The following is a 21449-nucleotide window of genomic DNA, read 5'->3' as shown; positions in this document are numbered from 1 at the left end:
ATTTAGAGGGTTTGGGTGGGTACAGGTGATTTTACAAAAAGTCTCTCCAATCCGAAGATTTTGGAAGTTGGAAATAAAAAGATCACTAGTAGGGCGGCGGCTTCGATTAGGTTTTTGTTAATGATCCAATAGCTCCCCTCAGTGATGCCCTGCGGGTAGCCGGGAAAGGGAGGATGGGCAAAGTAATAAAGTAGGAGCAAACCTATGCCTATGATACTTGCCAGGCGTGTTTTGAAACCCATAATCAATGCGATACCTACCAGTAGAAGTGCGGCGATATTTAAGGTATCCACGATAGAAATCATGGATTCTCCGGCTAGCCAAGCAAAGAAGGATTCGAAATAGGTGGCGCTCAGGAGGTAGCCTTTTGCAGTCCAGGAAGGGCTGTGAAATTTGATGACACCTTCGTATAAGAAATGCCATCCCACAAACAGACGCATGAGTACCAATGCGGTCGTTTGGGCGGTGGAAAACGGGGTAGATGGGGACATACTTGTGCTGTGTTTGGTTAATCCTACGATATTAGCATCTTTTTTAGAGGAAAAACATGATGAAAATCAGTTGATTAGCTGAGCTTTGTTTTCCGTTAGAGTGGATTGATTGAAAGGTAATGCGTTATAAATTTCGTAGGTAGAAAAACTAAAAATCTAGACTTTCGTAAATAATCTTGATTCTAAACCTCTATTTAAAGTCTATGCGAAAAATTCTGGTACTTGTCTTTTCTTCTCTTTTTTCAGTTGTATTTTCTTTGCAGGCCCAAACCATCGATGGCGTTGCCCTAAAGGAGATCGAATCCACTTATATTCAACTTACGGGAAGGGGGAGACTCTTCAGCAATACGGTCCGAGTAGAGGTTGATTTTGGTCAGGATAGGTCAAGAGGTAGGGTAAATGATTCCCAAATTATTGATCAAAATGGGAATGTGGTACTCTTCAATTCCATGGTAGATGCACTTAACTTTTTTGATCGACTGGGGTATGAATATGTGGATTCAGAGCATATAAGCGAGGATAGCCCAATTCAGTACTTATTGAGAAAGAAGAGGCAAGAAATGGATTTGGCCAATAGTCCGCTAAGGCGGGATTAATGGTAAGCTTTTGTCTTTTTGAAGAAAGTGTTTATTGCCTTTTAATATCGGGAAAGCACTTCCTTGTTTTCCCAAATTTCTCTGAATCGAACCTTTGGGTTAAAGTAGCCTTTTTCTTTTCCACGAGATGTGATTACATCCGCCACCTGCCAAAATTCATTGGGAAGTAGGAGCTCTCAGTTTTCCATAGCAGGGAGATATTCTTTGAGATAGTCAAGTCCAATTTTCATCTGATTGAGATGTGCTACTGCACCCCGATGCACTTGTGAGATTTTACCTAGGCTTTGCAATTGTTCGAAATACAGCTCGGTATTGGGAATTACGGCTTTGAGGTTAATCCGAAGTTGCCCTTGAAAATTTTCCATAAAACCCTGCTTTTTGTCCGCTGAAAATGGCCCCATCATCCATGTAAAACGAGAGATCTCATTGCAAAAGATCAAGTATTTTTTCCGCTTGTAGTAATACACATCAGCATACCAGCAGTACAGGGGATGAATTGTATTGGGATCTACTGTAGGCAGCTCTTGAGTAAAGGGTTTTCCCAAGAATGGGCTTAATTTTTTGGAAGCGTAAAGGGACAGCGTATTAGTCATATAATTATCGGGCTAGAGGTGGGTTAATTAAAATATCCTGATCAATTTTTCCCCTCGCTCGAAGACTTCAGTCTCTTGCTTGCGGATGATTTCCTGTCGATCATGAGTGGATTCGGCATGAAGAAGTAGCTCAGACACCTCCCACACATCGCTTCTCCAGGCACTAATCATCTTGGAAAGTAGCCATTCATCGATGGGACCGAGCATTTTATCCATAATTGCCAACGAAGGAGCTATTGGTTTGATAATGGTATCCTGCACTTCATCGATCGAAGCGGAAATGATCCGATTGACCAATTCGTGATCATTTTTCCGGAGCATTCGCTGCGGGGTGTCACAGGTAGGCCACTCATTTTCGAGGCAATCATAGAGGGCTAGTGGGAGATCATAATTGATATGTGCATTGATTCCCAAAAGGAGGTTTTGAAGCACGTGAGTTTCTGAGTTTTTGGTGGCGTCATGTGCCTGCTTCCATACTCTGGGCACTTGGGGATGATTGGCTTGATAGAGGTCTAGAGCATCAAAGTAGTATTCGGAGAATCGGACCAAAAGGCTGCTGACCCAAATGCAGTCCTTAAAGTGATTTGCACGGATAGCCGAGTACATATTCTGACTCATCAGGGTATAGCATTGCAAAAAAATATGTCTGCGATCACCGGCGGTCTCCCATTGGCAGGATTCCTCCTTCATTCGCTGGAGTAGGGTAGTGATGGGGTTCATGTGGCTAAAAATAGGGGTTTGCCTTGAAAATCGCAGGGGAATAGATAGGATTTTGATTGATGGTAAAGGGCGATGGAATTAGTATTCCATAAAAAAGCTGCCTAAAAATCCGTCCCTTGTACAGTCAGCCTTAGTGTCCTACCGACTTTACCGGATAGAAGGCCTATGCTGGCGATTTGGAACACATTTCGATTTCGAGACGAGTGTTTTTAAATCGAATAGTAACCAAATGGACTTTTGAGACAGCCTCCGTTTTATTCTTCCGATTGATAGATGAAAAGTTCTTCGATCGGGCGTTCGAAGAGTTGGGCCATCTTGAAGGCGGTTGTCAAACTGGGATCGAATTTTTCCTTTTCGATGGCGTTGATCGATTGTCGGGAAATGCCCAGGATTTCCGCCAGGTCCTCTTGCGTTAATTTCCGCTCCACACGAAGCTCTCGGATACGGTTTTTCATTGAAATCGTCTTAAGTTGATAAATACACTGATGAGGTAAGTAATGCCAATAAACATCACGAGAAAGGATATTTCGGCGTCGATAGGAATCAAATTGGTAGTATCCAAAAGCGAGTAAGTCAATCCAACAACAACACTGAGACCCAAGGTTAGTGCCATAGCCTCAAGGTGGATTTTTCGCTCAAACTCATCAAAGTGGTTAAACAAATCCCGGTTGGCTAAAATCATAAGAACTCCATTCGCCAAATTGACAATAATAGCAAATGCCGTGAGGAAGACGTGATCATCCCAGATAAATCTAGGGCCAAAGGTGGCAATAGCCATAGTAGCTACCCAAGTCCAAGTCCAGACGGCTAGCTTGATGATTCTTTTTTTGCGTTCCAGTTTCATAGTTTCCATAGTTCGTTTTGTAAGGTTTACTTGACAAATGTAAATAAGATTTCACAAAAGTCAAGTTTTATTTACATTTAAAAAAAGTCCATGGAACTCAATAGGCGATTGGCAGTTTTTGCTACTTGGAAAAGGGGCTTGAAAAATACCAGGATTAACTATTTGGTAATCTAATAATTAGGAGGTTTTTATTCCTTTCAAAGGCTTTGGGTCTTGGATCAAAATCTCAAAAATAATACCTTGATAAAGTCATTTTGTCAATCTGAATACCTCAATTCTGCCCATCGAATGGATTTTTATCTCAATCAAGTGCTCCATGCTTTTTCTAAGATGGATTCCGAGTTGCTCGAGGAGCTTTTAGATGCCAATCAGACCTATCAGGACATGTTGATGCCGGTTTTTGTAAGCAAATTAGCGTGGAGGTTTGAGTATATGAAAAAGAGAGGAGATGCTTTCCTTATTGTGGAAAAAGGGCATTGTTGCAATTTGGATTGTAATCCTGACCTCAATCGTACAGCTTATAGATTTATAGGCAATCATACCCGGGATCATATGGATTTCAGGTTCGCATTGGATGTTTCAGATGACGGTAAGACCTACTTGATCAAGGAAATTTTTGAATGCTATTATTTCAATTTTGGAAGAAATGAAGAAGCGTACGGTGATCATTTGATCTTACAGATTTATGATGATGATAAGGAGAGTTTTTACCTGAGCCCTGACGAACAGATTCATATCCAAATTGCGCTGCAGGCCTTGGAGGAAATGAAGCCCACCGGAGAGTACATTCACATAGATGAACTAATTACATGGACGTATAAGTACCGTCGAACCTTTGACTTTATTATTGAATATTTAAATGTTGATTCCTTTCGCTTGTTGAGTTGGTATCCTTTTTTTGAGCTATTTGAAGAATACGATGGCTACCTGTCTTTATTCGAAAAATGGTCTCAGCTACCTTTGGTAGAATTGAGTCGGAGTGAGGAGGATTTATCGGAAGAAGAATTGATCCAAGTTCTATGTGATGCCGAGAAAGTCATTGACGAAGATGGCCATCATTATGTATACCATGTTCTAAAAGCAGAGGAGGGCTATCGAATCCATTGTGATCAAAGTAAGTTGATAGGGGGAAATGCTGATATTTTTTCTGAGACCTTCCCTTGGTTACTCAAAATGCAAAAGCCTCTTGTCAAAAAGTACTATGCCTTAACCGAGTCTGAAACCATTCAGTTTTTAGACACTACCGATGTACCCGATCCCCTGGCAAGTGTACAAATGCTTTCATTCCACTTAGAAGTTCGAGAAAGAGCCAGAAAACAAGGGGAAATAATTCCTTTTGGGTTGGGGGAGAGGTAGGTCTTTGGTCAAACCTAAAGCCTAGTCTCTACTAATAACTCGATTTACATTGTTGAACTTCAGTATTTAATGAGGAACTGAAAGAAGATTTCTACTAAGCATCTTGACTCAGAATTTCACACTATTTAATAAAAACCTTTATCTTTTAATGATGCTTTTACATATCCCTCATTCCTCTACCCATATACCCTATTTTGATGGTTTCATTACCAATCGCCAAGCTATTGAACAGGAGATTTTCAGATTAACCGATTGGTTTACTGATGAGCTTTTTGCTTTACCTAAGCAACCTAAATTGATAACGCCCTTTTCGAGGGTTTTTTGTGATGTAGAGCGTTTTGAAGATGATGATAAAGAATTAATGGCCAGCTTTGGTATGGGGGTGTTATACCAACGCACTGATTCAGGGGGGATGCTTAGAGAAATTAGCCCAGAGTTGAGAGAAAAGATTTTATCAGAGTTTTACCGGCCGCATCATATCCAACTTTTGGATTTCACAAAAACTAAGCTTGCTGAAGAAGGAAAATGTCTAATTGTAGATTGTCATTCATTTCCAATGAAACCATTTAACTGTTCCTTTTACAAAGGTGATTTTCGTCCTGATTTTAATATCGGAACAGACTCCTTTCACACTCCTCAAAATTTGGTTCGTATTATTTCAAGCAATTAGGATATACTGTTGGGATTGATATTCCTTACAGCGGATCCATCGTCCCTCTTGATCTATACAAAAAGGATGATCGTCTAAAGTCCATTATGCTGGAGGTGAATCGAAGCTTGTATATGCATGAGGACAAAGTGCAAAAGAATAAAGACTTCGACAAGATTAAAAATGTGGTGTTTGGCTTCTTAGATTTAATGAAGGAGGAAGTTGAAAATTGAGGTTTGACTTGATTTTTTTTCAACTAAAAATGAATTCGAGATTTTTAAACTCTACAGACCAAGTCATATAGATTCGGGAATTCACAAAAAAAGCAAAGCCTTTTAACACAACATTTTGATCTTTTTTATATAGGATTCTGATTGTAGGTTGCAACCAAACATAATATTTGCAATTCAACCTACTTACAGGCTTTGGTAGTTATAAAAAGCTTTTAATTTTCCATTTTTATGCATTATTTAAGGAATTAATTCAATTGAAGCCAATACTGATTCATTCAGAATAAAATGACCTTTTCCAACTTTTCATTTTTAGAAAAAGAATTCCCAATCCTTTTTAACATTGGGCAAGCGGCAGAATTTAACCTTCACCAAGACCATGTGACCTGTCTTTTTAAACTCAGACAGTTTGGGGAACGGCTGACGGAATACCTTTTTGAGGAGCATCATTTGGACTTTCCTTATGACAACACGTTCCATAATCGGATAAAAAATCTAGAGCTGGAGGGGGTAATTCCATCGCAGGTCAAAGACCTTTTGAACTCCATCAAGCACAAGGGCAACATTGCTGTGCATCAAAATAAGGCAAGTCAGAAAGATGCAGAGGAATTGCTTTTTACCAGCTTTAAAATAGCCCGATGGTTTTATCAGTCCTATTCTGACGAGAATCAAAGCTTATCTACTGTTCAATTTCAGCTCCCTCCAAAACTCGATGCAAGGCATGCCTTAAATGAATTGGAAAAGGAGCATGCTGAATTGCAAAAACAGTTTGAAAAGCTGCTCCAAGAGCGGGATAAATCAGCTCTACCCGCTAAAAAGCAAGAAGAAATCCGGGTTCGTTCTGAAAAGGCTGCCAGCAAAATAGAGATGTCTGAGGCTGAGACGAGAACGCTGATTGATGAACAACTCAAACTGGCTGGATGGGAAGTAGATACCAAAACTCTAAATTTCAAAAAATATAAAACCCTTCCCCAAAGAGGCAGAAATCTAGCGATTGCCGAGTGGCCTTGTGGAGAAAAGTGGGCAGACTATGCCTTGTTTATCGGGTTTGACTTATACGGAATTGTAGAAGCAAAACGCTATGCTTCCGATATTTCCACAGACCTTCATCAATCAAAAATCTATGCTGAAAAGGTAGAAGCTAAGCATGAGGCTGCCTTGCTGGGGAACTGGGAAAAGTATCATGTACCCTTTCTTTTTTCAACCAACGGGAGACCCTTTCTCGAGCAAATCAAAACCAAGTCAGGGGTATGGTTTTTGGATGTGCGCAATCCCTTTAATCGATCGAGAGTCCTTCAAGGCTGGTATAGCCCAGAAGGTTTGGTCAAATTATTCGAAAAGGACCGAAAAGAGTCTGAACTCAAGCTTCAAAGTGAGCCCATTGATTTTTTAGAAGCAGAAACAGGCTTAGGCCTTCGGAAATATCAGATTGAAGCGATTCGGGCCGTAGAAAAGAAGTTGATCGCCAAACCAGAAGATCGGAGAACCCTCATCACCATGGCAACGGGGACAGGGAAAACCCGAACGATCATCGGACTTGCCTATCGCCTGATTCAATCCAATAGATTTCAACGAATTCTCTTTTTGGTGGATAGGAGGTTATTGGCTCGACAGGCTATCAATGCATTCAAGGATAATAAGATTGTCGGACTCAATACTTTCGCAGAGATCTACGATGTCAAGGAATTAAAGCATTTGGCTCCTGAGTTGGATACACGTCTACATTTTGCTACGGTGCAGGGCATGGTCAAAAGACTTTTTTACAATGAGGGAGAGGATATTCCGGCGATCGATCAGTACGATTGCATTATCGTAGACGAAGCCCATCGAGGATACCTTCTGGATAGAGAGCTGGATGAGGATGATTTGGAGTTTCGGGATCAGCGGGACTATGTGAGCAAGTACCGTATGGTTCTGGATTATTTTGATGCTCATGCGATTGGACTGACTGCTACTCCTGCCTTGCATACTACAGAAATCTTTGGGAATGCTGTGTATACTTATTCCTATCGGGAGGCAGTAATCGATGGATTTTTAATTGACCATGAACCGCCTATTTTGATCAAAACTCAATTGGGGGAAGAAGGAATCAAGTGGGAAAAGGGAGAAAAGCCCAAGGTTTATGATAAGGAAAGCAACTCCATTGTGGAATTGGAGCAATTGGAGGATGAGTTGAAGATTGACATTGCCGGGTTCAATAAGCAGGTAATTACAGAAAGTTTTAACCGGACAGTCATCAAGGAATTGGTCAATAGGCTAGATCCTGACGGAGATGATAAGACGCTGATTTTTGCCGCCACAGACGAGCATGCAGACCGGGTGGTGCAATACCTCAAAGAGGAATTTGAGGCAATCGGAGTAGATGTGCCCGACGATTCCATTCAGAAAATCACCGGAAAATCCTATGATCCCGAAGAGCAGGTGGCCCGATTCAAAAATGAGAAATACCCCAATATCGTCGTCACGGTAGATCTTTTAACAACAGGGGTTGATGTACCTGCTATTTGTAACCTCGTTTTTCTGAGAAGAATCAAATCCAGAATTCTCTATGAACAGATGCTTGGTAGGGCTACCCGCAGATGCGATGAAATCGGAAAGGAGGTCTTTCAGATTTATGATGCGGTGAAGATTTATGAGACTTTGGAGGATTTCACTCAAATGAAACCCGTGGTCTCCAATCCCAAGGCCAGTTTTCAGCAATTGGTCGATGAACTGGATCAAATCGAAAAGGAGGATCGGACCAAACGTCAGATTGAGGCCTTGATTGCCAAACTCCAGCGAAAAAGAAAATACCTGGAAAAAGACAAAGAGGATGCCTTTCTCTACAATTCCAAAGGAGAAAGTGCCGATAGTTTTCTGGAAGATTTAAAATCAAAAAAACCTTCCGATGCGGTAGCAAAAGTTAAATCCGTTCCAACTTTATGGAAATTTTTGGATGAGCTAAAACCTTCGCCTGTTGGCACTTTGGTTTCAGAACATGAAGACAGGCTTCTTGGAATAGAACGTGGCTATGGAAAAGGTCAAAAACCAGCAGATTATTTGGATAACTTCGCCAAGTTCATCCAAGAAAATCAAAACCGCATCGAGGCACTGAAGATTGTGACGAGCCGTCCTGCGGAACTGGACCGAAAGTCACTGAAAGAATTGCTTTTGGCTTTGGATCAAGCAGGTTTCAATGCCCCAATGCTGAAATCCGCCTGGAAAGAAACCAAAAACGAGGATATTGCCGCGGACATTATTTCTTTTATCCGCACGCTTTCCTTAGGAAGTTCCTTGGTCAGTCATGAGGAACGAATCAAGCGGGCGGTGGACTCCATCCGTAAGCTCAAGGATTGGAATAAAATCCAACTGAAATGGATAGAGCGCTTTGAATTGCAATTGTTGAGAGAGACCATCCTAAGAAAAGAAGATTTGGATCAGCCACCTTTTAGTGAGAATGGTGGTTTTGAGCGATTGAATAAATTATTTGAAGACGAGTTGGAGGAGCTAATCAACCAACTCAACCAAAATCTATATGCCTAATAAATTATGAGTGCCGAGCAAATAGCCAAGAAGCTTTGGGAACTGTGTAATGTCCTGCGAGATGATGGGGTGACCTATCACCAGTACCTGAATGAGTTAACTTATATTTTATTCTTGAGATTATCCGAAATCAAAAAGTTTGATCAGGATATCCCGGAGCAGTACCGCTGGACCAAGCTCAAAGAAATCAAAGATAACAAGGAGCTCTTTGATACCTACCGGGATTTGCTGGCAAATTTGGGTACGATGTCTACCAATGAGTCCATCACGGAAATCTACACCAATGCCTCAACTACGCTTCGCAAGCCGGTCAATCTGCGAACCTTAATTACCAATATCGACCAGATTGATTGGTTTGAAGACGAGGAGCAGGATAAAATAGCCAGTATCTATGAGGAACTCTTGGAGAAAAATGCTGGAGAGAAGAAAAGCGGCGCTGGCCAATATTTCACGCCCCGACCGCTGATTAATATAATGGTGGAACTTCTAGCACCTAAAGTTGGAGAGCGATGGAATGATCCTGCTGCAGGAACCTTTGGCTTTATGATCGCAGCGGACGAATATCTCAGGCGAAAGACGACAGATTATTTTGCCCTAGACAGTAAAGAAAGAGCTTTCCAGGTCAATGAGGCTTTTTCCGGTTGCGAACTGGTACAGGATGCACATAGACTTGCCTTGATGAATGCAAAGCTCCATGGCTTGGAAAGTAGAATTGCAATAGGAGATACCCTAACCGACTTGGGAAAGAGTTTCAAAAATTTCGATGGGGTACTGGCGAATCCACCTTTTGGAACCAAACAGGGTGGAGAGCGACCGACCCGGGATGATTTCACCATCAAGACTTCCAATAAGCAGCTGAACTTCCTGATGCATATCTATCGATCCTTGCGTAAGGATACGGGTACGGCACGGGCGGCAGTGGTGCTTCCGGATAATGTTCTTTTCGAAGATGGTGACGGACAAAAAATCCGTCGGGACTTGATGGATAAATGCGACCTGCATACCATCCTACGACTTCCTACGGGAATCTTCTATGCAGCGGGAGTGAAGACCAATGTGCTCTTCTTTACACGAGGGAAAAAGGAAACTGAAAATACGAAGCGGGTATGGTTTTACGACATGCGAACCAATGCCCCTAGCTATGGGAAGCGAACTCCCTTTACACGGGAAGCCTTTGCCGACTTTGTAAAGGCCTATACCGGAGGGATAGTACTCGATCAGGTAAAAGACGCGTATGAAGGAGAAATCAATGAGGAAAAGCGAAAAGCCATCCAAGACCCGAGGTGGCAAGTTTTCACTAGAGAGCAGATCGCAGCAAAAAACGATTCCCTGGATATCGGGCTGATCGAGGATGAGAGTATTTCCAAAAATGCGGACTTGGGAGACCCCATCGATATTGCCAAAGCGGCTGCGCAGGAATTGGAAGCGATTAAAAAAGAGTTGGATCAAATAATCGGACTATTGGGATGAGTGAGGGGAAATTACCGAAGGGTTGGAAAACGATTTCTTTAGATGAAATCTCCAAGTTCGTGATTGGCGGCGATTGGGGAAAAGATCCAGATAAGTTTTGGGGTGAAGACTTTGTGGAAGTAGCCTGTATTCGAGGAAGTGAGATAAAAAACTGGGGTAAGGAAAAAGGGAAAACAGCTTCAATTAGGCTGATTAAAGAAAGTAGTCTTGAAAAGCGAGAACTAATTGTAGGTGATTTGTTAATTGAAATTAGTGGTGGAGGACCAGACCAGCCAGTTGGGAGAGTTATTAGAATTGATGAAGAAGCACTATCACATCACCCTAATCTGCCTAAAGTAGGAACAAATTTTTTGAGATTACTTCGCATAGTGGATAATGTTGATAACTCATATGTCAATTATTATTTGCAATACTTTTATCATTCCGGTGAAGTTGTTAAATACCAAGGAGGAAGTAATAATCTAAGAAACCTCAAATACAAAGAATATTCTAAAATAGATATTCCTTTAGCTCCCTTCCCCGAACAACGGCGCATTGTAGCCCGTTTGGATGCGATTTTTGGGCATTTGGATGTGTTGAGGGAGAAGCTAGATCGGATTCCAGAATTACTCAAAAACTTCCGTCAGCAGGTGCTTACCCAAGCTGTAAAAGGGGACTTGACGAAGGAGTGGAGAGAGGGGAAGGATTTTGGGGAGTGGGAGAATAGTACTTTGAAATCGTTGACAGACATTGATGTTGGGCAAGCTTTTAAAAGTGCTGAATTTGAATCTGAGGGGGTTAGATTATTGAGAGGTCAGAACATTGAGCCAGGTAGTCTAAGATGGAATGATACAGTATATTTTCCTGAATCGAAACTTAGTAAATTCAATCATTTATACATTAAGGAAGGTGAGGTAATCCTCGCGATGGATCGACCAATCATTTCTTCAGGTTTAAAAGTTGCACTAGCAAAGAAAGAGGATTTGCCTTGTGTTCTGGTTCAGCGTGTCGCAAGATTCAGACCTTCAAAAGATTTAGATAGCAAATTTCTTTTTTATTTAATTTCTTCAGATTCCTACATTTATCATCTTTTCGGAGAACAGACTGGGACACAAATACCCCATATAAGTGGAAAGCAAATACTTTCATTTGAATTTCTTTCACCACCAATTGAAGAACAACTAGAAATTGTGAAAAGAGTCGATGCACTATTTGACCTCGCCGACAAAATCGAAACCCAATACCAAAGCCTAAAAGCGAAGATTGATCAAATGCCCCAGGCGGTATTGGCGAAGGCGTTTAGTGGGGAGTTGGTCGGACAGGAAGTGAAGGAGTATGTGAGGGAGGTAGGAGAGTTGGGGATGGTGGCGGAGGAGGGAAAGGCCAATTAGGATATAATGAATTTAAATGAAATCAAAAAGTATGAGAATGATCAATTCAAATATGATCCAAATTATTTCGATTATAGTTTTGATTCTCTTTATTTCTTCGTGTGATCAAGATCCTGATAGAGTTATCAAGGATTTTAATCAAGCTACAGAGAGTTTTGAGTATCAAGAAGCTATGACCATTTTAAAAAAAGGCTTTCCGGATAAAATTGAATATAAACACTTTTACTATTATGGAATAGCATTTAAAAATTTAAATAAATTGGATTCAGCCGAAAATAATTTAAAGAAGGCAATTTCTTTGGACAGTAGTAGGTATGAGCCTTATTTAAGGCTTTCTGAGGTTTATTTGGCTCGTAATGAAATTAATATGGTATTACCATTCATTGAAAAAGCTAACTCGCTTGATCCTGATAACATCAATATTTTATTTCAATTTGCAAATTTTTATAGTTTAAGTAAGGACGAAAAAAAGGCATTGTATTACTTCCAACTTGCAGTTGAACGAGAACCCGAAAGTCCATTCGCGTTAAATAATTTGGGGGTTTATTACTTGCGAAATGGAAAGTTTGAATTAGCAGAGGATCTCTTTAAACAAGCGCTGACTTTGGAAAGTGAGCTCCCTTTGAGGGGCAATATAAATAAAAACTTAGGGTTGCTATATTTTAACCAGGATAAACTAAAGGAAGCAAAAGAATTTTTGCTAAATGCTTTTACTCAATTTCCAAAAGATAATAATATCAATTTTCACTTGGGAATTATATTTGCCAAAGAAGGTAATCATTCTAAAGCGATTTCCTACTTTACAAATTCTATAAGTGCTGAGAGTAATGATCATAAAACCTATTTCAATAGAGCTTTGTCATATTTTGACTTAAACAAATTTCAAGATTCTATTGATGATCTAAATCGAGCAATTCAATTAAATGATGAAATTGCAGAATACTATGTGTTGAGAGGACAAGTGAAGTTAACAATTGGTAGAAATGACGATAGTTGTGTTGATTTTAGAAAAGCTCTTGATCTTGGATATAATGATATTAAAAAAGCTATAGATAAATTTTGTTTATGAAAAATAAATTCTTAAATATATTATACTTTCTTTTGTTAAGTTTAATACTTACAAGCTGTGAAGCATATATTCGATTTGAAAATTTTCGAACTAAGATTATTGTAATTATATTTATTATAACTTTTATAATAGGTGGGGTAGGATTGTTGTTTCAGAAAAAAAGATGAGTATTAAGAAATTATTTTAGGTAAATAAAATAGTTGCATCAAATTATATTTAAAATAAATATGGAGTTTGAACTTGAGATTCCCAAAAAGCAGTTTTCAGCCCATTTGGACTTGACCAATAACCATAGAATCATTTTCTCAGGAGGATTCGGAACTGGTAAAACTTATTTTTTGGATAAGTTTTTCAAGGATCACTCGAAATACGAGGCAATCCATATCTATCCGGTTAATTACTCTGTAGCTTCCAATGAGGATATATTTGAGTTAATCAAGTATGATATTTTTTTCAAGCTTCTGGAAAAAGGATTGAACTTTGATAAAGTAGAGATTGAAAAAGGAACCTTTCTTCCATTTTTCCTGAATAACCACGCAACAGAAATCATTCCTTTTCTTTTGGGGATAATTCCCAAAGTTGGAGCCTCTCTAAAGGATATCGCCAACGGGTTGATCGAGCTTAACAAAAAATTTGAGAAAGAATTTAAGGAGGCGAACATCACAGAGCAAGACAAGATTATTTCATACTTATCTGGATTTAAAGATAAAAAGGGGATCAATGAAGAAGATTTTTATACCCAATTGATTTGTAGCCTTGTCAACCAACTCAAAGAAACTGGGAAAGAAATAGTGCTTATTGTTGATGACCTAGACCGTATTGATCCAGAGCATATTTTCAGGATAATGAACATCCTTTCGGCTCATGTTGATTTGAAAAAGGACACTGATCAAAACAAGTTTGACTTCAACAAAATCATCCTTGTCTGCGATATAGAAAATATTCGAAAGATCTTTGCCAATCGTTATGGAGCAGATGTTGATTTTTCTGGATACATAGATAAATTTTACTCTAGGTCGATTTTTTATTATGACTTGTCACCAGAAATGGTAAAGAGTGTGATAATGCTGTTTCATAAAGTAGTAATTGATTTCGGAGATAAAAGGGCTTCCCTTGGTGATGTAAGAAAAGATGTAGCAGGAGCATTAATCAAGCAAATACTCCACTCTTTTATTCAATACAACTTAGTCTCTATTAGAGTATTAAAGCGGATTTTTTTAGGAGGTCAAGTTTTAAAAGAAAGGAATATTTGGAGAAAGGGCTACTATGACTCTCTTACCAATAATGACATTGAAATCGTTAAAGCAATAGATTTTTTATTGTTCTTGTTTCAAGATTACGAGCTATTTACTGAAAAATGTAAGTTTTTGGGTGATAAAGATGTGAAAATATTGGATGAGGTTTCTAATAGATTTTTTATAAATCAAATATTAAAAGCCGCTACCTATAAAGATCTTTCGAAAAACATAAATAAGCAATCAAAAGAATCAGGTCAGGAATTAGAGTTTGAAACACAGTTAAATAAGCTTACCATAAAATATAAAATAGAAAGAGGATTTAACCCCCAAAATTTAAGCGATACATTTACTTGTCTAGTCAGCACTATCTCTTATGAAAATGGGACAGCGGTTGACTTTGAAAAAATAAATTTCTTTTCATTGTTGGCCGCACTATTAGAGCGAAATGATTTCCAATCGCTTCTGAATACAAAATTTGAAATAATCTAGAGCCGACGGTTATAGAAATTTTGAATCGCTTGAGGTCTACTTTTTGTGTTTATCCCCACAAAATAAAACTGGTAAAAATACCACAACTTCAATTCTTATTTGCATATTTGTGAAAAATTCACAAATAAATATTTTACAATATGATCGAGGAATTCAGCTTTGGGAACTTTTGGTCTTTCAAGGATATGCAGACCTTGAATATGACTGCGGCTAAAATTAAGTCTAAAAATCCACGTCTCGATACCGTAAACCTGATTCCAGTAGATAAAGACCTTAGCTTACTAAAGTCTAAAGCCATTTACGGGGCTAATGCCAGTGGGAAAAGCAATGTAATTAAGGCTTTGGTCACCTTTATCAGAATTATCAAAGAATCTGTAAAAGATGAAGAGGTTTTAGAAATGATCCATTCATTTCAGCTTTCTATAGAAACGGTAAATAAGCCTACATTCTTTCAAATGCTTTTCAGATTTGAAGGTATTCGCTATCGATATGGTTTTGAGGCAGATGAAAATTCAGTAAAGAGTGAGTGGTTATTTTCAACTCCAAATTTGAGAGAGCAGCTACTTTTTATCAGAGAAAACGATCAAATTATCGAGATCAATCAGAAACATTTTCAGGAAGGACAAATGTCTATTGAACTTTCTGGAGGAGAAGGCCAAATTTTCCGAGATAATTCCTTATTTCTATCCTCTCTGGCTTCCTTTGGTTTTGGAAAGATTTCTAAACGAATTATTGATGAGATTTCTTCAATTTCTGTGATAAGTGGTTTAGGTCATCGTGGGATGTATGGCGTAGCAGGAGATTCTTTGAGTGATAATGTCAAAAAGAAGTTTATTCTAGAATTCCTGAAAAATGCTGATCTGGGTATCGAAGATATTTTTACAATTGATTTGAAGGGAGAAGATTTTCCAGATGAAGTTGATGAAAAGTCGAAGGAGGATTTGAAAAAAGGGAAAATGATCATTTCAAGCAGGACCCAATTTGACGAAAATTTAATGCCTAGAGGAAAAAGTGATTTCTCATTTGGGTTTCAGGAGTCAGAAGGAACAAGAAAGATGTTTGAGTTAAGTCCATTTATTTACCGAGCTCTTAAAAACAAGACTACTTTAGTAATTGATGAATTTGACGCCAGATTCCATCCATTATTGACTCAGAAAATTATCGAGCTTTTTAATTCCGACGCAAACAAGGGTGCTCAATTAATTTTCACAACACATGACACCAATTTACTTTCTGCGGATCTATTAAGGCGAGATCAAATCGACTTTGTGGAAAAGGACCGATATGGCGCGAGCCATTTATATACCTTAGTGGAAATCAAAGGTGTCCGAAATGATGCATCCTTTGAAAAGAATTATATCCAAGGAAAATATGGTGCGATCCCGTTTTTGGGAGATTTTTCATCCCTAACTGACTTTGAATAATGCCAAAGAAAACAAGAGCAATCAAGGTTACCGATCAGGATAAAGCATGGAATCGAAAATCCAGTCCCACCGCCTATAGAGTGGAGGAAATTCCTATAAATAAGACCATCCTGATCGTCTGCGAAGGCCAAACCGAGGAATTGTACTTTAAATCCTTTCAAGTCCTCGGAGTTAGAGTCGATGCAGTCAATCTAGGTGGTCAGTCCAAACTTAAATTGGTGGAGACAACAGAAATGATCCAATCTGATGAAGCTCGAGATGAGGTCTGGTGCGTATTCGATATGGATGTCAGGAGAGGAGAAGCTGAATTCAGTGATTTTGATAATGCAATTGAGCGTGCAAATAGTTTGGGATACCGAGTTGCTTATTCTAATGATGCCTTTGAGTTGTGGTTTTACCTCCATTTCGAGTATACTGATGCTGAAAATCACCGGACTTTCTATTACCAAGAGCTAGGAAAGCGCCTCGACTTGAACTATGAGAAAGATGGAAAGCGCTTTGATTTTTGCAAGAAAGTTTATGGTATTTTGAAAAGTCATGAGCAATCTTCACAAGAGAAAGCCATAGAACGAGCTCGAATACTTTTTGAAGAAAGATCAGACCTCCCTTACCATCAGCAGAATCCGGTTACCAAAGTGTTTGGATTGGTGGAGGAACTTAATCGGAATTTGAGGAGGTAATGGGGGATTTTAAAAAAACAGATATGGAAAACTCACTTCAAACCCAATATAGAAATCTCTTTCAGGATATGACTGAAGAAGATTCCATCGAAATCAAAGCCAGTGTTTTGGCCCTGCAATTCTTAGGATTAGTGGATGAAAAAATGAAGGAGACAGGAATGAAGAAAAAAGAGTTGGCTGACCAAATTGGTACCTCTGTATCCTACTTAACCCAGCTTTTCAGAGGTGATCAAAAACCTTCTTGGGAAGTTTTGGCGAAGATGTCTATAGTCTTAGGATTAGAGTTTAGGGTGACTTTAGGTCAATAAACTCTTCAATACTTCTACCCTAAAAAGCCAACTTTTTCAAATTTCCCTACACTCATACTCTTCCCACTTCTTCACAGGAAGCCTGCTTCCTGCTTTCAGTACCCGCTGAATAAAGTTATCGCAAGCTGATTTGGTCAGTTGGCCGTTCTTGACTGCTTGGCAGAGAAAGTCCATCGTAGTCAGGTAAGTGATATGATGCATTTTGCAGTAGCTGGCAATATCTTTCAGGTTGCTGCTGGCTAGGATGTCTTTGGAATACCTGACTACAGCCAAACAGGCGGATTCTCCATCCCCTTTGAACATAAGCTTTTTAATATGGAGATATTCTTTTTTGATTTCAGGCTGGTCTTCCGGAAAAGGGATTTGTTCAATCAGTTTGAAGTTAAGCAAATTGTCCACTTCGGTTTTCCTGCCCGGCATGCGTGAGATTTCGGCATATACTTTATCGAGAATCTTGATGGGATAGGGGAAAATATGTGGAAGCAGGGTGATTTGTCCACCGGAGATAAAGTGGGAAAGGACATCTGCGTCGATCAGGATAAGCCTCTCATTCTTTTTCGTCCCTATTGCTTCCCAAGTTAGAAAAATCCAAACCTAAATCCTCCAAAAGTTCATAATAGTGAGACTCGGAAATACGGTCCCGCTCGTAGAGTTTTCGCGCTAGGTCTCCGTAATCCCCGATTACTTCACTTTGATTGTCTTTCTCATACAGCTTCTGTGAATACCCGTGATTCATGGCACTGGCCCGTACCCCATGACTGTATTCCTCAGACTGTGATTTATCAATCAATTTCAGCTCATATAGCCTATTCAATAGAGCTCTTCGGGAACAGGAAAAGTATTGCTCGATTTTCAATACAGTTGCGAGGCTTAGTTTTGATTTTTCCAATTCCTCATCAGGAGCCAAATCCCTGATTCCGTCTTCCGGTATAAGAAATTTGGACGCAAAAGAATCGGCATTGTACTCCTCTTTATCCTTTTTGTTAAAGGCGCCTACCTGGCAGACATGGTATGAAAAATTCTTTTGAATAAACAGGTGATAGAGTTCGTGACAAACCGTGAAGTGCTGATGACCAAGCGTTCGGGCCGTATTCACCAGCATAAAGCGATTATTCTCACCTACCTTGATGGCCATCCCTGAAACATCCATTTCCAAGGGTCTGAATACTGCGAGGACTCCAAGTTTGTGTAGCAGGCTTTTGAGATGGATGCTTTCCTTGTTGCTGAATCCATTCTCAGCCCGGAACTGAGCTGCATATTTCTCAAGAACCAGCGGACTCATCGGCGAGAAGGGTTTTCATTTTTAGGTAATTTCGGACTATCTTTTTGAATTTGGCGATTTGCTCCAGATCGGAGGCCTTCAGACTATCTGCCCGAAATGCCAAGGCGAGATTGACACTTGCCACCTCCAAATCTTCTTCAAAAAAGTCATACTCATCCACCCCATACAGGTTGGCCAGCTTACTTAGCAAAGGGGATGGAATGGTACGGCTACCATTTTCGTAATAGCTGACTTCTTCTCTCAATATTCCTAAGTACACTGCAATTTGATCCTGTGTAAAGCCAAGCTTTTTGCGAAGGGCTTGAAGGTTCTTTCCGATGAGTTGATCCTGATTCATAATGGCTTTGGTTAAAAAATGATGTTACAAAGTTACAGAGTTACAGAAATAATAAAAATAAATGTAACAAAATTTAAGTTAAAGTTAGCCTTGAATTAAGTTGACACATTTTATATAATTATGTAATTTTGTCAACCAAAATTTGACCTAATCAAACTCAAACTCGCATGAACTACCTCGCCTCCCGGCTTAAATCAGCCCGCCTGATGAATGGACTTTCCCTTCAGGGCTTGGCTGATAAAATCGATAATCGGATCACCAAGCAGTCCCTAAGTAAGTACGAGTTGGGAAAGGTCATTCCCGACAGCGAGATGATCGGAATTCTGTCCGAAGCCTTGGTAGTACGACCGGATTACTTTTTCTCCGATCAGGTTTTGGAAATCGATATTCCGGAAAATGGCAAATTGAGCCTATTTACTGCAAAGGAGCGAAACCGAATCGTGGAGATTGCCAAGGACGAATTGGGGAGGTATCTGGAATTGGAACAGATTCTGGGGATTGAAACTCGTTTTGACAATCCGCTTAGTGGTGTTCTCATTCAGTCTTTTGAAGATATTGATAAGGCAGCAGAAAAGTTACGTGAATTTTGGGATCTGGGAACTGGTCCACTTTCCAATGTAATCGAGCTGTTGGAAGACCATCATGTGAAGGTTTTGGAGATAGAGTCCACCGAGGAATTTGATGGCTTTTGTACTTGGGTGAATGGGAAAAATATTCCTTTGATCGTCCTTAACAAGGCCAAGCTGAATGATGCCCCTGATCGTAAGCGGTTTACCGCTTTGCATGAGCTGGCGCATTTGATTTTGGAGGTGAATCATCATCCTGAAAAAGAGAAGGAGAAGTTTTGCCATGCCTTTGCCACTGCGATGCTGATTCCCGAAGAGCGCCTTCGGATCGAGTTGGGAGGCAAGCGTAGCAGGCTTTCTTTCCATGAATTGGCCGCCATCAAGCAGCAGTATGGAATTTCCATGCAGGCCTTGGTTTATCGGGCAAAAGATCTTGGCTTGATCTCCGACAATTACTTCAGACAGTTTTATGCTATGTTTAATCAATTGGGTTATCGGAAAAACGAGCCCGTAGCTTATGAAGGTGCAGAACATTCCAATCGCTTTTCCCAATTGCTTTTCCGGGCTTTGGCAGAAGACTTCATCTCCATGAGCAAAGCAGCCTCACTGAAGAATCAGAAACTGGCGGAATTTAGAAAGGAAAATATGGTGGTCTGATGCGAGTAGCGGTTACGGATGCCTGTATTTTCATCGACCTGATAGAGTTGGACATGATCACTTCATTTTTCCAGCTTGATCTCGAACTGCATACGACTGTGGCGGTAATCAATGAACTTTACCCGGAACAACAGCAAATTCTGGAGGCCTGCGAATCCGTCGGCAAACTGCATATACACAATCTCCATGAGGATGACTTTCAGGAAATGGGAAAGATTGCCTTTCCCCGAGGGCTTTCCCAAGAGGACCGCTCCGTTCTATATTTAGCCCAAAAACTTGGAGGCGTCATGGTCATTAGCAGCGATAAGCTAGTGCGTGACTTTGCAGGCAAACTGAACCTCCCTTATCATGGTATTTTTTGGATTTGGGATCAATTGGTTACTGCAGGATTAATACCAAAACCTGAAGCACTGGATATTTTACAAATGATGCCTAAGATCAACTCCATGTACCAAGGCACTTTGATGAAAAAGGAAATCGAGAAAAGGGTTAAATCATTAAACTCCTGATAAAGTACCAGCCAAAACGACCCTAAGTTAAGTTCTATCTATTTTTAAGCTTTTCCCTCAATACGAAATCGAATTATAACCCAAAGCCTGAAGCTGAAGGATGCGAATCGTATAGGTCTCTACTACATCCAATCCCGAAAAAAGCTGCTCTTGGGAAACGCCAAGTCTTTTCAAGGCTATATTGCAGATGCTAACCCGGACTTTCCCATTGTATTTATCAAAATACTTTTCGAGCGCGGAGCCTTCTACCATCGTTCTGACGACAGGTCCTTTCACTACAATTTCAAAATTTTCGATGTTTACTCCGTTTTCTATGAAGGTATCATATACCGACAAGGCGCTTTTGAGGCCATCCTCGTCTTTGACTCCGAAGACGTAATTTGGTGTTTTGTTGAGATCGGAAATTGTTTCTGTTTCAAGGATAGTCTGAGCTATACTTATTTCAGAGGAAAGAAAGGTGAAGGCAAAGGCAAAAATACAACCTAGAGCAATTTTCATAATTGAGACATTTACAGGATTTTCCAATCGGACTGAATGATTAAAAGTAAAGCTTTTGTAGGAAAAGAAAGGAGCGGGTAAAGAAATTTAATCGGATAAGAATAAAAAAAAAGCCACCCATTTCTGAGTGGCTTTCGCTCCCCCTCTTGGGCTTCCCGATATCAATCGCTTCGCTCATTCATCGGGACAGGCTTCTCGCCCAGAAATGTATAAATGCAAAGAGGCTGTCTCAAAACTGGTTAAAAAGTTTAAGGCAGCCTTTTTTAGAGCGTAGAGGCCGATTTACTGATTTTCGGCCTTTATTTTTTTGACCTCTGTTCAACTTCGGGTTTCGGTGTTGATTTTTGGTAAAGGAGTTACTATGCAGTATTTCCACGGCTTAATGGACAAAAACCGGGCTTTAAAATGGCTCATCGGACCATCTTGGCCAAGTTGTGTGCGATGACCAGCAGACCAGTTTCGATAGCTACTTTTTCCTTACCTCTGAGCATGAATCTGCCTCTGCCTTTGTTGAACTTGAGGTTTCCGAAAACAGGTTCTACATCTGTTGC

Annotated in this window: 24 protein-coding genes; 14 read left to right on the top strand and 10 right to left on the bottom strand. The window is 39.9% G+C overall.

Going from position 1 to position 21449, the window contains the following annotated elements:
- Nucleotides 1–2: 2 nt before the first annotated feature.
- Nucleotides 3–491, bottom strand: coding sequence for a DoxX family protein (locus BLQ57_RS00115; protein ID WP_087940782.1), 489 nt, complete (start codon nucleotides 489–491; stop codon nucleotides 3–5).
- A gap of 203 nt (nucleotides 492–694) precedes the next feature.
- Between BLQ57_RS00115 and BLQ57_RS00110 the strand changes: the two genes are divergently transcribed.
- Complete coding sequence (locus tag BLQ57_RS00110) at nucleotides 695–1087, top strand: hypothetical protein (protein ID WP_087940781.1); 393 nt, start codon at nucleotides 695–697, stop codon at nucleotides 1085–1087.
- 176 nt (nucleotides 1088–1263) lie between these two features.
- Here the strand turns inward: BLQ57_RS00110 and BLQ57_RS00105 are convergent, their stop codons facing one another.
- From BLQ57_RS00105 to BLQ57_RS00090, 4 genes are all read right to left on the bottom strand, one after another.
- Complete coding sequence (locus BLQ57_RS00105) at nucleotides 1264–1680, bottom strand: DUF6933 domain-containing protein (protein WP_087940780.1); 417 nt, start codon at nucleotides 1678–1680, stop codon at nucleotides 1264–1266.
- Nucleotides 1681–1707: 27 nt separating this feature from the next.
- The gene (locus BLQ57_RS00100) at nucleotides 1708–2400 is read right to left on the bottom strand and encodes a DUF5995 family protein (protein ID WP_087940779.1); all 693 of its coding nucleotides are present in this window, start codon (nucleotides 2398–2400) and stop codon (nucleotides 1708–1710) included.
- A 254-nt stretch (nucleotides 2401–2654) separates the two neighbouring features.
- Nucleotides 2655–2855 carry a helix-turn-helix transcriptional regulator gene (locus BLQ57_RS00095; protein ID WP_087940778.1) on the bottom strand — a complete coding sequence of 67 codons (201 nt, stop codon included), beginning with the start codon at nucleotides 2853–2855 and terminating at the stop codon, nucleotides 2655–2657.
- Entirely contained in the window at nucleotides 2852–3253 is a 402-nt protein-coding gene (locus tag BLQ57_RS00090) for a hypothetical protein (RefSeq protein WP_087940777.1), read from the bottom strand. Before BLQ57_RS00090 ends, BLQ57_RS00095 begins: the two co-directional genes overlap by 4 nt.
- Nucleotides 3254–3484: 231 nt before the next feature.
- Here BLQ57_RS00090 and BLQ57_RS00085 point away from each other — a divergent pair, with 231 nt between their 5' ends.
- From BLQ57_RS00085 to BLQ57_RS00040, 11 genes are all read left to right on the top strand, one after another.
- Nucleotides 3485–4600, top strand: coding sequence for a hypothetical protein (locus tag BLQ57_RS00085; RefSeq protein ID WP_139162626.1), 1116 nt, complete (start codon nucleotides 3485–3487; stop codon nucleotides 4598–4600).
- 148 nt (nucleotides 4601–4748) lie between these two features.
- Nucleotides 4749–5270 (top strand): N-formylglutamate amidohydrolase, encoded by a 522-nt coding sequence (locus BLQ57_RS00080; protein WP_087940775.1) that lies wholly within the window; start codon nucleotides 4749–4751, stop codon nucleotides 5268–5270.
- Nucleotides 5271–5284: 14 nt separating this feature from the next.
- Nucleotides 5285–5482: a hypothetical protein gene (locus BLQ57_RS21625; RefSeq protein WP_394331253.1), complete on the top strand. Its 198-nt coding sequence runs from the start codon at nucleotides 5285–5287 to the stop codon at nucleotides 5480–5482.
- Between the two features lie 285 nt (nucleotides 5483–5767).
- Nucleotides 5768–9001: a type I restriction-modification system endonuclease gene (gene hsdR, locus BLQ57_RS00075; protein WP_087940774.1), complete on the top strand. Its 3234-nt coding sequence runs from the start codon at nucleotides 5768–5770 to the stop codon at nucleotides 8999–9001.
- Nucleotides 9002–9007: 6 nt separating this feature from the next.
- A complete protein-coding gene (locus tag BLQ57_RS00070) occupies nucleotides 9008–10471 on the top strand; it encodes a class I SAM-dependent DNA methyltransferase (RefSeq protein ID WP_087940773.1) in 1464 nt (487 codons plus the stop codon).
- Nucleotides 10468–11841 carry a restriction endonuclease subunit S gene (locus BLQ57_RS00065; protein ID WP_087940772.1) on the top strand — a complete coding sequence of 458 codons (1374 nt, stop codon included), beginning with the start codon at nucleotides 10468–10470 and terminating at the stop codon, nucleotides 11839–11841. Before BLQ57_RS00070 ends, BLQ57_RS00065 begins: the two co-directional genes overlap by 4 nt.
- Before the next feature lie 31 nt (nucleotides 11842–11872).
- Entirely contained in the window at nucleotides 11873–12910 is a 1038-nt protein-coding gene (locus BLQ57_RS00060) for a tetratricopeptide repeat protein (protein WP_169712786.1), read from the top strand.
- A gap of 338 nt (nucleotides 12911–13248) precedes the next feature.
- Complete coding sequence (locus BLQ57_RS00055) at nucleotides 13249–14637, top strand: P-loop NTPase fold protein (protein WP_240507888.1); 1389 nt, start codon at nucleotides 13249–13251, stop codon at nucleotides 14635–14637.
- A gap of 140 nt (nucleotides 14638–14777) precedes the next feature.
- The gene (locus tag BLQ57_RS00050) at nucleotides 14778–16061 is read left to right on the top strand and encodes an AAA family ATPase (protein WP_087941442.1); all 1284 of its coding nucleotides are present in this window, start codon (nucleotides 14778–14780) and stop codon (nucleotides 16059–16061) included.
- Nucleotides 16061–16741, top strand: a complete 681-nt coding sequence (locus tag BLQ57_RS00045) for an RloB family protein (protein ID WP_087941441.1) — start codon at nucleotides 16061–16063, stop codon at nucleotides 16739–16741. Before BLQ57_RS00050 ends, BLQ57_RS00045 begins: the two co-directional genes overlap by 1 nt.
- Before the next feature lie 23 nt (nucleotides 16742–16764).
- The gene (locus BLQ57_RS00040) at nucleotides 16765–17049 is read left to right on the top strand and encodes a helix-turn-helix domain-containing protein (protein WP_169712814.1); all 285 of its coding nucleotides are present in this window, start codon (nucleotides 16765–16767) and stop codon (nucleotides 17047–17049) included.
- A 36-nt stretch (nucleotides 17050–17085) separates the two neighbouring features.
- Here the strand turns inward: BLQ57_RS00040 and BLQ57_RS00035 are convergent, their stop codons facing one another.
- The 3 genes from BLQ57_RS00035 to BLQ57_RS00025 form a co-directional block, all read right to left on the bottom strand.
- The gene (locus tag BLQ57_RS00035) at nucleotides 17086–17469 is read right to left on the bottom strand and encodes a hypothetical protein (protein WP_087941439.1); all 384 of its coding nucleotides are present in this window, start codon (nucleotides 17467–17469) and stop codon (nucleotides 17086–17088) included.
- Between the two features lie 127 nt (nucleotides 17470–17596).
- A complete protein-coding gene (locus tag BLQ57_RS00030) occupies nucleotides 17597–18331 on the bottom strand; it encodes an ImmA/IrrE family metallo-endopeptidase (protein WP_087941438.1) in 735 nt (244 codons plus the stop codon).
- Nucleotides 18312–18668 carry a helix-turn-helix domain-containing protein gene (locus tag BLQ57_RS00025; RefSeq protein ID WP_087941437.1) on the bottom strand — a complete coding sequence of 119 codons (357 nt, stop codon included), beginning with the start codon at nucleotides 18666–18668 and terminating at the stop codon, nucleotides 18312–18314. Before BLQ57_RS00025 ends, BLQ57_RS00030 begins: the two co-directional genes overlap by 20 nt.
- Nucleotides 18669–18835: 167 nt before the next feature.
- Here BLQ57_RS00025 and BLQ57_RS00020 point away from each other — a divergent pair, with 167 nt between their 5' ends.
- Both BLQ57_RS00020 and BLQ57_RS00015 read left to right on the top strand, forming a co-directional pair.
- Nucleotides 18836–19891: a helix-turn-helix domain-containing protein gene (locus tag BLQ57_RS00020; RefSeq protein ID WP_087941436.1), complete on the top strand. Its 1056-nt coding sequence runs from the start codon at nucleotides 18836–18838 to the stop codon at nucleotides 19889–19891.
- Nucleotides 19891–20400, top strand: coding sequence for a type II toxin-antitoxin system VapC family toxin (locus BLQ57_RS00015; protein WP_087941435.1), 510 nt, complete (start codon nucleotides 19891–19893; stop codon nucleotides 20398–20400). The genes BLQ57_RS00020 and BLQ57_RS00015 overlap by 1 nt, the downstream gene beginning before the upstream one ends.
- A gap of 57 nt (nucleotides 20401–20457) precedes the next feature.
- On the opposite strand, the gene BLQ57_RS00010 is transcribed toward BLQ57_RS00015, so the two are convergent.
- Both BLQ57_RS00010 and BLQ57_RS00005 read right to left on the bottom strand, forming a co-directional pair.
- Nucleotides 20458–20898 (bottom strand): hypothetical protein, encoded by a 441-nt coding sequence (locus tag BLQ57_RS00010; protein WP_139162625.1) that lies wholly within the window; start codon nucleotides 20896–20898, stop codon nucleotides 20458–20460.
- Nucleotides 20899–21308: 410 nt separating this feature from the next.
- A partial coding sequence (locus tag BLQ57_RS00005; RefSeq protein ID WP_139162624.1) for a transposase occupies nucleotides 21309–21449 on the bottom strand: 141 nt, incomplete at its 5' end.

It is taken from the genome of Algoriphagus faecimaris (genome assembly GCF_900101705.1).
Classification (GTDB): Bacteria; Bacteroidota; Bacteroidia; order Cytophagales; family Cyclobacteriaceae; genus Algoriphagus; species Algoriphagus faecimaris.
The sequence above is the reverse complement of the archived record's forward strand: the minus strand, read 5'-3'. Positions and strand labels throughout refer to the sequence as shown.